Annotated in this window: 12 protein-coding genes; 5 read left to right on the top strand and 7 right to left on the bottom strand. The window is 73.1% G+C overall.

The window, feature by feature from the left end; translation table 11 throughout:
• Positions 1 to 176: 176 nt before the first annotated feature.
• Genes JYK04_RS35260 through JYK04_RS35250 form a run of 3 tightly spaced genes read right to left on the bottom strand, consistent with a single transcriptional unit; the run spans position 177 to position 2,637 of the window.
• Positions 177 to 785 (bottom strand): GPP34 family phosphoprotein, encoded by a 609-nt coding sequence (locus JYK04_RS35260; protein ID WP_189741760.1) that lies wholly within the window; start codon positions 783 to 785, stop codon positions 177 to 179.
• The gene (locus JYK04_RS35255) at positions 782 to 1,384 is read right to left on the bottom strand and encodes an HAD family hydrolase (RefSeq protein WP_189741763.1); all 603 of its coding nucleotides are present in this window, start codon (positions 1,382 to 1,384) and stop codon (positions 782 to 784) included. Before JYK04_RS35255 ends, JYK04_RS35260 begins: the two co-directional genes overlap by 4 nt.
• Before the next feature lie 26 nt (positions 1,385 to 1,410).
• Positions 1,411 to 2,637, bottom strand: coding sequence for an MFS transporter (locus JYK04_RS35250; protein ID WP_189741767.1), 1,227 nt, complete (start codon positions 2,635 to 2,637; stop codon positions 1,411 to 1,413).
• A 170-nt stretch (positions 2,638 to 2,807) separates the two neighbouring features.
• Here JYK04_RS35250 and JYK04_RS35245 point away from each other — a divergent pair, with 170 nt between their 5' ends.
• The 4 genes from JYK04_RS35245 to JYK04_RS35230 all read left to right on the top strand — a co-directional run bounded on the left by JYK04_RS35245 (position 2,808) and on the right by JYK04_RS35230 (position 6,425).
• Positions 2,808 to 3,575: a DeoR/GlpR family DNA-binding transcription regulator gene (locus tag JYK04_RS35245; RefSeq protein WP_189741770.1), complete on the top strand. Its 768-nt coding sequence runs from the start codon at positions 2,808 to 2,810 to the stop codon at positions 3,573 to 3,575.
• Positions 3,576 to 4,007: 432 nt separating this feature from the next.
• A complete protein-coding gene (locus JYK04_RS35240) occupies positions 4,008 to 5,198 on the top strand; it encodes a helix-turn-helix transcriptional regulator (protein WP_189741772.1) in 1,191 nt (396 codons plus the stop codon).
• A 214-nt stretch (positions 5,199 to 5,412) separates the two neighbouring features.
• Positions 5,413 to 6,003: a condensation domain-containing protein gene (locus JYK04_RS35235; RefSeq protein ID WP_189741775.1), complete on the top strand. Its 591-nt coding sequence runs from the start codon at positions 5,413 to 5,415 to the stop codon at positions 6,001 to 6,003.
• 173 nt (positions 6,004 to 6,176) lie between these two features.
• Positions 6,177 to 6,425: a hypothetical protein gene (locus tag JYK04_RS35230; RefSeq protein WP_189741777.1), complete on the top strand. Its 249-nt coding sequence runs from the start codon at positions 6,177 to 6,179 to the stop codon at positions 6,423 to 6,425.
• Positions 6,426 to 6,512: 87 nt separating this feature from the next.
• On the opposite strand, the gene JYK04_RS35225 is transcribed toward JYK04_RS35230, so the two are convergent.
• Together JYK04_RS35225 and JYK04_RS35220 are read right to left on the bottom strand one after the other, a co-directional pair.
• Positions 6,513 to 7,034 (bottom strand): hypothetical protein, encoded by a 522-nt coding sequence (locus JYK04_RS35225; RefSeq protein WP_189741779.1) that lies wholly within the window; start codon positions 7,032 to 7,034, stop codon positions 6,513 to 6,515.
• A gap of 97 nt (positions 7,035 to 7,131) precedes the next feature.
• The gene (locus tag JYK04_RS35220; protein ID WP_189741782.1) at positions 7,132 to 8,166 is read right to left on the bottom strand and encodes a helix-turn-helix transcriptional regulator; all 1,035 of its coding nucleotides are present in this window, start codon (positions 8,164 to 8,166) and stop codon (positions 7,132 to 7,134) included.
• A gap of 245 nt (positions 8,167 to 8,411) precedes the next feature.
• Between JYK04_RS35220 and JYK04_RS35215 the strand changes: the two genes are divergently transcribed.
• Positions 8,412 to 8,639 (top strand): response regulator transcription factor, encoded by a 228-nt coding sequence (locus JYK04_RS35215; protein ID WP_030716619.1) that lies wholly within the window; start codon positions 8,412 to 8,414, stop codon positions 8,637 to 8,639.
• On the opposite strand, the gene JYK04_RS35210 is transcribed toward JYK04_RS35215, so the two are convergent.
• Both JYK04_RS35210 and JYK04_RS35205 read right to left on the bottom strand, forming a co-directional pair.
• On the bottom strand, positions 8,633 to 9,940 hold the full coding sequence (locus JYK04_RS35210; RefSeq protein ID WP_202185941.1) for an MFS transporter: 1,308 nt from the start codon (positions 9,938 to 9,940) through the stop codon (positions 8,633 to 8,635). The genes JYK04_RS35215 and JYK04_RS35210 overlap by 7 nt on opposite strands.
• A gap of 47 nt (positions 9,941 to 9,987) precedes the next feature.
• Positions 9,988 to 11,526, bottom strand: coding sequence for an amino acid adenylation domain-containing protein (locus tag JYK04_RS35205; RefSeq protein ID WP_189741788.1), 1,539 nt, complete (start codon positions 11,524 to 11,526; stop codon positions 9,988 to 9,990).
• Between the last annotated feature and the right edge of the window lie 5 nt (positions 11,527 to 11,531).

Genomic DNA, 11,531 nt, shown 5'->3' with positions numbered 1-11,531 from the left:
AAAGAATTCGGATACAGCGGCTTGATGCCGGTGGGGGGCGGCCCGGATACTTCACCCGTTGGAGACAGGGATCTCGCGGCAGCGCCTTCTCTTTCATCTGATCACATTCCAACTCGGCCTGACAAGTGGCCTTTTGGAGATGTAAATCTCTTTACTCCCTTTGCGATCCGGTTTCCCTAGCCCGGAAAGGCGAGAGCGCCGGCGGAGCCGCTCAGGGAATGGGACACGGCGGTCGCGGCGCGCGCGACGGGCAGCCCCGCGGACCCCAGTGCGGCCACGGCCCGCAGGGTCTCCCGGGACGCCTCGTCCCGGGAGAGGCCCGGCCAGCACAGGTCGTGCAGTCCGGACGCCGCGAGCAGGGCGCCCGCGGCCACCGCGTGGAGGGCGGAGCGGTCGGGCTCCGCCACCGACCTCCGCACCCGGCGCAGCGCCTCGGCGGGCCGGATCCCGGCCCGTCCGCGGGGCGGTTCGGCGCTGCCCGGGAGCAGTCCGGGGCGTGGGGCGGCGAGCGCCGCGGGCCCCAGGCGCTCCACCCAGTCGGACGGGGCCCGGTCACGGGGGGAGGTCTCGACGTGCGCCAGGAAGGCGTCCAGCGCCGGGTCGCCGCGGCGGCCCCGCCCGGTCGGCCGCACCCGGTCGCCGTGCAGGTCCAGCCGGCCGGCCAGCGCGCCCTGGAGCAGCATCGCGCCGGCGAGGCCCCGGCCGGTCTCGGTCTCGCGGCGCGGCGGTGGGAAGCCGCCGTGCGCGGCGGCGCACAGGGCGTAGAGCTGTGCGGGGGCCGTCACGTCAACGCCGCCTCCAGCGCGACGCGCAGCTCTTCCTCCGAGGTGAACACGTGTCCCTGCAGCCCGAGTCGGCGCGCCGCGTCCACGTTCTCGGCCCGGTCGTCGACGAACAGGATCTCCTCGGGCGGCAGTCCGAGCTCGCGGACGCACCACTCGTAGGCGGCGGGTTCGGGCTTGGCGCTGCCGATCCGGCAGGAGAGACCGCGGACCGCGAACCGCTCCAGCCACGGCTGGGTGGCCTCGTACCGGGCGGCCAGGTCCTCGGGGATGTTGGAGAGGAGGCCCAGCACGAGCCCCTGGTCGGCGAGGCGGCCGAGCAGGTCCACCATGCGCCGGTCGATCTCGCTCCAGCTGCGCAGGTCGGCGGCGGTCAGCTCCTCGGTCAGCCGCCGGTCGGGCGAGATGCCGAGGTGGGCGAAGACCGCCTGCCAGTAGCCGGGCCCGGTGACCTCGCCTCGGTCGTAGGGGGGCCGCTCGGACCAGTACGCCGCCCAGAAGCGGTCGGGGTCGGCGCCGGCCGTGCGTTCCAGGACGGCCATGGACTCGGGCGACTGGACACGGGCGATGACACCGAACATGTCGAAGAGGACGGCTTTCATCCTTCGGTTCCTCACGTTCTACGGGTTCAGGGGGTGGTGACGGCGTCCGTACGCCCGGAGTCGCGCGGGCCGGACACACCACCGGGGTCGGGGGCGTTGCGGCGCAGCCACAGGCTCAGCACGCCGCAGACGACGGCGAGCAGGAAGAGCAGCAGCGGCACCGTCTTCACCTCCATCGTGTCGATGACGGCGCCGAGCAGCGGCGGGAACGCCACACCGCCGATCATCGAGGCGGCGATCACATAGGCGCCGGCGGCGCCCACGCCGGGCACGGCGCGGTTCAGCCAGGGCAGGCAGGTCGGGAAGATCGGCGCGATCATCAGGCCGACGCCGAAGTACGCGTAGGGGGCGAGCGCCGGGACCGTCGCCAGGAGGAGGAAGCCGGCCATGCCGACGCAGCAGACGAGGAGGATCGACGGCGCGGACCAGCGCAGGCTGATCGGTGCGGCGACGAAGCGGCCGAGGGTCATGGCGGCCCAGTAGGCGGAGGTCGCGGTCGCAGCGGTGGCGGCGCCGTACCCGACGGCTTCCAGGTGGGTGGGCTCCCAGCCGCCGACGCCGGTCTCGATGGCGACGTGCAGGACGTAGACGCCGATGAACACCCCGATGATCGGAAGCACCCGGGCGCCTCCCGTCGGGGCGCCCTCCGCGGGGACGGGGGCGGGCTCCCGGGCGGCCACCCCGCCGAGGGTGACGAGGATCAGCAGGCTGATCACGCCGGTGCCGATGAAGATCTCCGGGTAGCTGTCCGCTCCGAGCCAGCCGATCAGGGCGGGGCCGGCGATCGCGCCGATGCCGAAGTGCCCGTTCAGCAGGTTGAGCATGGCGGTGCTGCGGTGGCCGAAGCCGACGGCGAAGAGCTGGTTGAGGCCGTAGTCGATGCCGCCGAAGCCCAGGCCGATGACGAACGTGCCGGCGAGGGCGAGGGGCCAGCTCGGGGAGAAGGCGAAGGCGGCGGCGCCGACGGCCATCAGCACGTAGGAGCCGCCGAGCAGCACCCGGTTGTTCAGGCGGCCCCGCAGGAGGTGGTAGATCAGCACCCCGAGGAGGGCGCCGACGAAGTGGGCGCTGAGGCTGAGCCCGGCCACGGCCGGGCTGATGCCGAACTCGTCGCGAAGGGCCGGGATCGCCGGACCGTAGAGCGCCTGGAGGGCGCCGATCACCACGAACGCCAGGCACGAGGCGACGATCGCGACGGTGGTGAGGAGGGGCTTCCCTCCTTCTGGCAGGTCGGCCTCACGGGTGGCGGTCATGGCTCTCCTCATCGGTCACGTCCGAATGAACACGATCAACGTTCACAACAGCAGGAAGTTCCCACTACTCCACTCACGCTACACATCGTGGATGTTCGTTTCAACAGTTTGAATGTTCGAAACGCACATCCAGGCGGCTCTCGGCCGCCATCTGTGCTAAAAGCAGACACATGAACGTGATGGAGAGGCACAAGTTCGTCGTGGGACTGCTCATGCAGCAGAACCGCGCGACGGTGGCCGAGCTGGCCCAGGCCACCGGGGCGTCCGAGATGACCATCCGCCGGGACCTGGAGGTACTGGAGTCCCGGGGCGCGCTGCGCCGCGTGCGCGGCGGCGCGGTGAGCAGCCTGCCCGGCGGCGTCGAGCCCCCCTACGCGATCCGGGCCATGTCCGGAGCGCAGGCGAAGGAGCGGCTCGCCCGGGCCGTGGTCGAACTGCTCACCGACGGCGAGACCGTCGCGCTGGACACGGGCACGACCGCCGTGGCCATCGCCAAGGCCATGGCGGACCGCCAGCTCACCGTCGCACCCCTGTCACTGCACGCGGCCTTCACCCTGTCCGCGTTCCCCGGCATCCAACTGGTGATGCCCGGCGGGCAGGTGCGCCCCGAGGAGCTGTCCTTCTACGGCCACGCACCCGTGCAGACCTTCAAGGACCTGTGCTTCGACACGTTCATCCTGGGCTGCTGCGGGGTCGACCCCGTCCAGGGCGCCACCGCCTACAACCTCGACGACGTCCAGGTGAAGCGGGCGGCCGTCGCCTCCGCGCAGCGCGTGATCCTCGTGGCGACCGCCGACAAGATCGGCCGTGCGGCACTGGGCCGCATCTGCTCCATGGAGGAGATCGCCCTCGTCGTGACGGACGCCCCCGCCGACTCCCCCGCGATCGAGGTGCTGCGCGATCAGGGGGTAGAGGTGGTCCACCCGGCGGACGGCTGAGCCCGGCGGCCGGCCCGGGCGGCCCCGGCGGGCGGGACCCGCCGGTCGTCTGGGATCCATGCGTTCGCGCCTTTCCTGCACCGGTGCGCATGCCCGGTCGGCGCGCCCCGTCCCAGCATCGAGGGGGCGGCGGCCGCCCGCCAATGGGGTGCGACCGTCGTCTTACCGACTGTCGGAAAGACGACAGCAAGAATTTGCCGCAACTTTCAGGCGGGGCCCTGCGTGTTCCGGCCATCCCGGCGGAGGCACGCCGTCCGGTGCGCCGGTCCGCGCCCGCCGCCGAATTCCGCCGCGGATCAAGGATCTTGCGCCGGCCTCCCCGCAAGGCCCGCACACAGGAAGCATGTCCGATACATGTTCCTGCGGCGGCGGGGCCGGAGCGGAGTCTCCTAGCATCGCGATCGCGACGGATGCGAACGAGAGGGCAGCGAAATGAAACCAGGCGCGCCGAACCGCCCGCAGGACCGCGACCGACCCCGGGAGCTCACGTCCGAGGAGATGGAGCTCTACCGGGAGTTCGCGGAGCGCGGCCCCCTCCACGGGAGCCAGGTGCTCGCCCGGGGGGAGCCCGCCGCCGCGGCCCGTACCCTCGACGCCCTCCTCTCCAGCGGCCTGGTCCAGCAGATCGGTCCCGACTGCTTCGCGGCCACCAACCCCACCGACGTGTCCGCGCGGTTGCTCAAGCAGTGGGAGGAGCGCGTCCAGGGGGCCCAGCTCGACCTGCTGCGCATGCGGGGGCAGCTCGCGGAGCTGGCCATCGTGCACGCCGCACGCCAACGCACCCTGGAGGGGCCGCCGCTGGAGCGGGTCGAGTCGGCGGCCGAACTCCAGCGCATCCTCGACCGGCAGTCCGCCGCGTGCACGCAGGAGGTGCTCTGCGCCCAGCCGGGCGGCCCCCTGCCCGAGGCCGAACTGCGCCGCGCCCGCGCCCGGCACCGGGACCTGCTCTCCCGGGGTGTCCCCGTGCGCACGCTCTACCAGCACTCGGCCCGGTTCGACCCGCCGACCGTGCGGTACGAGGCGGAGCTGGCGGCGCTCGGGGCCGAGGCGCGGACGGTCTCCGGCGGCCTGGCCCGGTGCCTGGTCTTCGACCGGTCCCTGCTCGCCCTCCCGCTCCCGGAGACGGCGGGCGGGGCGCTGCTCGTCCGCAGCCCGGACCTGGTCGCCTTCGTCGCCGAGATGTTCGACCTGCTGTGGGCGACGGGCGAACGCATCGGCAAACCGCGCGAGAAGGCCTTCATCCAGGACGTCGCGGACCAGGCGAAACGATCCGTGCTGCAGCACCTGATGCAGGGCGACGACGACCGCGCCACGGCCCGCGCCCTCGGCATCTCGGTGCGCACCTGCCAGCGCCACGTGTCCGCCATCATGCGCCAGCTCGGCGCGACGAGCCGCTTCCAGCTCGGCTACCTGGCCCACCGGCACGGGCTGCTCGCACCCGACGGCCCGGAGACCGCCGACACGGGCGTTCCGACATCGATGTCAGAGCCCGCGCCCGCGCCGTCCCCTCCCAGGGGGTCCGCGGGGTGCGGCGCGGACCGCAGCACCTGGATCCACCTGTCACGCAACCGCAGTACCGAAGACTTCTCCGAGCTGATCGGGCGTCGTCAAGAGGCGTACTAGTGGGACTTCCGGGACCGTCCGGCCGTCGCGGACAGTGGCCTCGCGTCGTCGTTGATCGACCGATCCGACTGAGGAGACCGACCACCGCATGGCCACTCACGACCGCGGGCCGCTGCCCCCGACCCCGCCGCAGAACGGCGTCTGGTTCGCGCAGCAGCTCGACCCCACCCGCCTCGACTACACCATCGCCGAGTAGCTGGAGATCCGCGGGGCCGTGGACCCGGAGCCGCTCGCCGAGGCGGTGCGCACGACGGTGGCCGGAACCGAGACGCTGTGCGTCCGCTTCGCCGAGGTGGACGGAGTGGTGCGCCGGATACCCGCGGGTCCGCCGCCGCTGCGGATGGAGACGGCCGACGTCAGCGGCCACCCGGACCCGGACGCCGAGTCCGATCGGCTGATGCGCGCCGAGCCGGCCCGGCCGACGGACCTGGCGACCGGTGACGTGTGCCGGCACGGCACGCGCTGGTCGGCGCTGGTGATGGCCGCGGCCGCCGCCCACCTGCACCGCGCGGGCGCCACCGAGGACGTGGTCCTGGGCCTGCCGGTCACCGGCCGCACCACCCCGGACGCCCGCCGGACGCCCGGCATGTTCTCCAAGGTCCTGCCGCTGCGGCTGACGGTGGCCGCGGACACCACGGTCGCCGAGCTGCTGCGCGGCACCTCCGCCGGCATCAAGGAGGCCCTGCGCCTCTTCCCGGTGTGGCGGGAGCTCGACGCCCGGGGCCCGGCGGGGCCCGCGGACGCACCGGTCGGGCGTGAGCAGGGCCCTCCGGCCGCCGTAGGAGCGGGCATCCTGACCGAATAGGTGAGATTCAATGGGATTTGCGGCCCCTCACCATCGCGCCAGGCAGCTTGATGAACAGTCCGATCGATCAACGAAGTGCCCCGGGCACGGCAAGGTTGGTCCTGCACCGACCGGCGCGGACGGCCCACAAAGTGGTCCGCGCACACCAGACCGCTCGTACTCCTGGGGATCCCATGCTCAAGCGTTACGTCATCGCCCTGTCCGTGGCCGCGTCCGCCCTGCTGCTGCCCGCCGCCGGCGTCGCTCAGGCCGCCGACGACACCCCGGCCGCGACCACCGTGACGACCACCACCGGGGGCGAGGGCGGCACCACCACCCAGACGCCGCGTCAGATCGTGACGCCCGGCGGCCGGGTGGTGACGGTCGGCACCACGACGAGCGGCCGACTGCGCGACATCAACGACAGCTCCTGGGGCGGCTGATCACGCCGGCCCGCAAGGGCCGCCGGAAAGGGGGGAGGGAGGATCGCACCGCGATCCTCCCTCCCCCCTTTCCCGTCCGGCGCGCCGTCAGTCGCCCGTACTGCAAAGGGAGATGACGGCGTACTGCGCCTGCGGCGCACCGACGCACCTGCGCGACCACCGGGCCGGTACGTACAGCAGCTCGCCGGGCAGCAGCCGGCACTGGAAGGACTCCGGCCGGCCGCACTCGCCGGTCCCGGTCAGCTGCCAGGTCACGGCGCCGGCGATCTGGTGGATCAGCAGGTGCTCCCGGTCCCCGGGCTGCCCGTTCCAGACTGCGTCCACGCCGACGCCCGGCGCGGACCCGGCCGTCTCCACCCGGTCCAGCCGGACGGACAGGCCGGTCAGGGAGGCCAGTTCGGCGGTGAACCGGTCCGCCTGGGCCGGGCACACACCGTCACCCGCCGCGCCGGCCCCCGCGCCATCGGCGTCGTCGGGGTCGCCGAACGCCGGGTTGTCGTACTCGGGCCACAGCACACCCGGCGCCCGGTCCAGGTGGACCGAGAGGAACAGGACGATCTCCCGCAGGTGCGGGGCCTCCTGCTCACAGGCTTCCTCCGGCATGTCCATCACGTGCCCCTCTTGTTCGGCGGCTCCACAGCTCCCATCTCAGCAGCATGCGACACGCCCGCCGACCGCGACAGACACGAGATCACGTGACACTAGGTCAGGAAGGCTGTATAGGCTCGCCGTCCGCCTCCGCCTCCAGGTCCAGCAGGCCGCGCGCGGCGGCGGCCACACCGGCCTGGAAACGGCTGCCCGCACCCAGCTCCTGCATGATGTCGGCGATGTGCCGCCGGGCCGTGCGCAGCGACATGCCCAGGCGCCGCGCGATGGCCTCGTCCTTCAGCCCGGCCGCGAGCAGCCGGATGATCGTCTCGTGGATCTCGCGGGCCACCTCTTCGAGCCCCTGGCCCGCCGCGGCCGAGAACGGCGAGGCCAGGTCCCAGGTCTGGTCGAAGATGTTGCACAGGTACGCGACGGTCGACGGCTCGCGTATGACCACGGCGCCCCAGCTGCCGTCGGAGACGGGTACGAAGGCCAGTTCCCGGTCGAAGGCGATGAGCCGGCCGAACAGTTCGTGCGCGGTGCGGTACTGCGCCCCCAGTGCGGAGGCGGCCGCGACGTAGGCCTGGCTCGGTCCGTTGAAGCGGGCGGTGTGGTGGTAGAGGGTCCGGATCGAGATCCCCCGCTGGAGCATCGTCTCGTCCCGCCGCAGCGCCTCCTGCATGGCCTCCGGCACCCGGCTGCCGCCCCCGGGCTGCGAGCTGAGCATCTCGGTCGTGCAGTTGAGGGAGGCCCGGTTGAGCGCCCCGCGCACGTCCTCCAGGCTCTCCAGGACCTCCAGCGACTCCCCCGTGGAGCGGCGGCCCAGATAGTGCGGCAGGAAGCGCCCCAGGTCCTCGCGGATCCCGCTGATCTCCCGCTGCTGCTCGCGGATCTGCGCCTCCAGGGGCGCGACGAGCTGCTCGGCGGCCGTGTCCGGGGCCACCGCGAAGGCCACCGACGGGTCGATCGGGCTCACGTGCAGCAGGCGCGAGGCGCGCAGGCGTGCCACGCTGCGCCGGACCTCGTCCGCGTCACGCCCCGTCCCCGCGGCCACCGCGTCCACGTCCACCGTGCGGTGCTCGAGCACCCAACCGTAGACATCGATGTCAACATCAGCGCTGTTCGGATCCGGCACCACGTCAGATGTCTGCATTGCCCCACTTTGCCTTTTTTACCCCTGGTCGCTTTACTGCCAGGCACTTTGGTGAGGTGCCCGCCCCCTGGCGCCAGGATATGCAGGGCGAAAGGCTGTACCCGACGAACAGCAGCGGGTGTCCGGCCACTTCAGGCCCCGGGCGTCCGAAACGGTGCGATCACGCTGCGCGTGATCGCACCGTCACCGGGGGTGCCGAACCCCGCCGCTCCCCTTCACCTTCGATCCGGAATCCGGAGCCCCACATGCTGCACACCACGCTCACCGCCCGCGCACCGGAACTGCCCGCCCTGACCCCCCGCGAGCAGGAAGTCCTCGCCTACCTCGCGCAGGGGGACACGTACCGGATGATCGCCTGCCGGATGGGGCTGAGCCCGCACACGGTCGACACCTATCTGCGCCGGCTGCGCAGCAAGACCGGCGCGGTGAACCGGACCCAGCTCACCCACATCGCCTTCCGGATGGGCTACTGAGCCGGGCGCGCGGCCGTGGCACCGGCCTCGGCCTCCGGGGCGGCGTCCTCGAACTCCCGCATCCGCCGCAGCGGGGAGCAGAGCAGGACCAGCGGGGCCGCCGACAGGGCGGCGGCGCACAGCCACAGGGCGTCGCGCACGCCCAGCAGTTCACCGAGGAGTCCCGCCAGCAGGCCGCTCAGGGGCAGTACGCCCCACACCAGGAAGCGCATCGTGGCGGTCATCCGGCCGAGCAGGTGCGGCGGGCAGACCGTCTGCCGGTAGGTGACCTGGCAGATGTTGTACAGGGTGACACCGGCCGACTGGACGAGCGACCCGAGCACGAACAGGCCGATCCGCCAGTCGTTGCCGGCGAGCGGGAGCAGCAGCCCGAAGGGCATGGTCACCAGCAGGGACAGCCACGTGAGCCGGGCCGCTCCGACGGCGCGGGTCACCCGGTCCGCGGCGGTGGCCGCGAGCACCGAGCCGATCGTGGCCGTCGTCAGCACCCAGCCGATGGCCGCGGGCGGCAGCCCCACGGTGCGGGTCAGGAAGAGCACCTCGAGGGCCATCACCGCGCTGAGGAACAGGTTCACGGCCGCCGTGTTCAGGGCGATGAGCCGCAGGATCCGGTGGCTCAGGACGTAGCCCAGCCCTTCGCGGATGTCGCGCAGCAGGTGCCGGCGCGGAGCGGGCTCCGGCTTCTCCTCCCGGGCCCCGATCCCCCCCAGCAGGATCACGGACACCAGTGAGGTGACCGCCTGCCCGGCCAGCGTCCCGGCCGCGCCGAGCAGTTGCACCAGGAAGCCGGCGATGCCGGGGCCCGCGAACTCGGCACCCGAACGCACGGTCTCCAGCTTCGAGTTGCCCGCGATCAGGGTGTCCTTGCCGATGAGGGTCGGCAGGTAGCTCTGATCGGCCACGTCACCGAACAGCCGGGCGCAGCCGAGCAGCAGGGCGACCGCGTACAGCAGCGGCATCGAGTGCAGGTCCAGCAGGTAGGCCACGGGCAGCGCCGTCAGCAGGACGGCGCGCGCCAGGTCGGCGGCCATCATCACGCGGCGCTTGCGCATCCGGTCCACCCAGGCCCCGGCGGGCAGGCCCAGCAGCAGGAACGCCGCGTGTTCCGCTGCGGACAGCAGACCGGCCTGCATCGCCGAGGCGTCGAGGGTGAGCACCGCCATCAGCGGCAGGGCCACGTACGTGATGCTGCCGCCCAGCTCGTTGCAGATGTGCGAGGACATGAAGAGCCGGAAGTCCCTGCGCCGGCGGCGCTGCACGGCCTGCACGGACTCGGCGGACTCTTCGGTGGTGACGGACACGGGTGCGTTCCTTGTCTGGTCGCGGACCGGGTCCGCGGGCTGCTGGTTCATCGGGGGGCGGGCGCGGGCAGCGCCCTGGGGTCGAGCTTGCCGCCCGGGGTCCGCGGCAGCCTGTCCATCAGTGTCACCACGGCCGGTACGAGGTACCCGGGCACCTTGGCCAGAAGGTGCCGGCGCAGGGCGTCCGGGGTCAGGGGGCTGCCGGGGGTGACGGCGGCCCAGGCGGCCAGCTGCGGTCCGCCGTCCGCCGGGACGGCGCGGGCGACCACGTCGACGACATCGGGGTGGGCGGACACGGCCGCCTCCACCTCCTTGAGTTCGACCCGGTGGCCGCGGATCTTGACCTGGTCGTCGGCGCGCCCGAGGAAGACGAGCGGGCCGCCGGGCGCACGGGTGACGCGGTCGCCCGTGCGGTACATGCGCTCGCCCGGGGCGCCGGCGAAGGGGTCGGCGACGAACCGCTCGGAGGTCGGCCCCGGCCGGCCGTGGTAGCCGCGTGCCAGGCAGGAGCCCGCCAGGTACAGCTCGCCCGCGGCGCCGGGGGGTGCCTCGCGCAGCTCCTCGTCGAGGACGTAGGCGCGTACGCCCGCCAGCGGTTCGCCGAGCGGGATCAGCTCGTCGCCCGCGAAGCCGGCCAGTTCGGCCGGTCCCGGCTCGTAGGAGGTGGCGGTGATCGTGGACTCGGTGAGGCCGTAGCAGCTGATCACCGGGGGGTGGCCGGCGGCCGCCCAGCGCGTCAGGTCCGCGGTGCGGCCCGCGTCGCTGCCGATCACCACGCGGCGCAGTGCGGACGGCAGCGGCCGCGGGGCGCGCTCCAGGTCCTTGGCCCACTGCGACCAGTACGGGGTGGGCAGGTTGACGACGCTGATCCGCTCCTCGGCGAGGAACGGCTCCAGTTCGGCGGGCGAGAGGACGTTGTCCTTGACGAAGACGGCCGTGCCGCCCGTGCACCAGGTGGGCAGGGCCTCCTCCAGGCTGACGTCGAAGGCGGGGGCCGCGAACTGCAGGACCGCGTCCTCGGCGGTCAGCCCGTAGCGTCCGGCCAGGGTGGCGACCTGTGCGGCGAGTCCGGCGTGACCGACCGCCACGGGCTTGGGCTGCCCGGTGGAGCCGGAGGTGAAGAGCACGTAGGCCAGGGAGCCGGGGGCGATGTCGGCGGGCCGGGCCGCCGAGGTGGGGGCGGCCGTCGTGGTGGAGGCCCAGAACAGCTCGCTCCCGGTGCGGCGTTGCAGCATCGCCGCCGCGTAGGTGTCCTGCGCGACCGCGTGCCGGGTCCCGGCGGCCCGCAGCAGGGTGCGCAGCCGCTCGTCGGGGGCGTCGAGGTCCACCAGGAGGGGGGCCGCGCCCGCGTACCAGATGCCCAGCAGCCCCACCGCCCAGTGGGCGCCCCGGCGCACCCCCAGGAGCACGGTGTCCTCCGGCCCGGCGCCCGCGGCGCGCAGTTCCTCGGCCACCGCGCGGGCCCGCCGGTCGAGCCGGCGGTACGTCATCTCCCCTTCGGGTGCGCGGACCGCGGTGGCCTCGGGTGTGAGCCCGGCCTGGTGCGCGATGCGCAGGGGCACGGGGGTGGTCTCGGTGGGGCTCATGGTGG

The organism is Streptomyces nojiriensis, assembly GCF_017639205.1.
Classification (GTDB): Bacteria; Actinomycetota; Actinomycetes; order Streptomycetales; family Streptomycetaceae; genus Streptomyces; species Streptomyces nojiriensis.
This window is presented reverse-complemented; position numbering and strand designations above follow the sequence as displayed.

What these genes read in the sequence shown, in the direction of transcription:
- JYK04_RS35255 (WP_189741763.1), bottom strand. Translation starts at nt 1,384, where the DNA reads ATGAAAGCCGTCCTCTTCGACATGTTCGGTGTCATCGCCCGTGTCCAG.
- JYK04_RS35250 (WP_189741767.1), bottom strand. Translation starts at nt 2,637, where the DNA reads ATGACCGCCACCCGTGAGGCCGACCTGCCAGAAGGAGGGAAGCCCCTC.
- JYK04_RS35245 (WP_189741770.1), top strand. Translation starts at nt 2,808, where the DNA reads ATGAACGTGATGGAGAGGCACAAGTTCGTCGTGGGACTGCTCATGCAG.
- JYK04_RS35240 (WP_189741772.1), top strand. Translation starts at nt 4,008, where the DNA reads ATGAAACCAGGCGCGCCGAACCGCCCGCAGGACCGCGACCGACCCCGG.
- JYK04_RS35230 (WP_189741777.1), top strand. Translation starts at nt 6,177, where the DNA reads ATGCTCAAGCGTTACGTCATCGCCCTGTCCGTGGCCGCGTCCGCCCTG.
- JYK04_RS35225 (WP_189741779.1), bottom strand. Translation starts at nt 7,034, where the DNA reads ATGGACATGCCGGAGGAAGCCTGTGAGCAGGAGGCCCCGCACCTGCGG.
- JYK04_RS35220 (WP_189741782.1), bottom strand. Translation starts at nt 8,166, where the DNA reads ATGCAGACATCTGACGTGGTGCCGGATCCGAACAGCGCTGATGTTGAC.
- JYK04_RS35215 (WP_030716619.1), top strand. Translation starts at nt 8,412, where the DNA reads ATGCTGCACACCACGCTCACCGCCCGCGCACCGGAACTGCCCGCCCTG.
- JYK04_RS35205 (WP_189741788.1), bottom strand. Translation starts at nt 11,526, where the DNA reads ATGAGCCCCACCGAGACCACCCCCGTGCCCCTGCGCATCGCGCACCAG.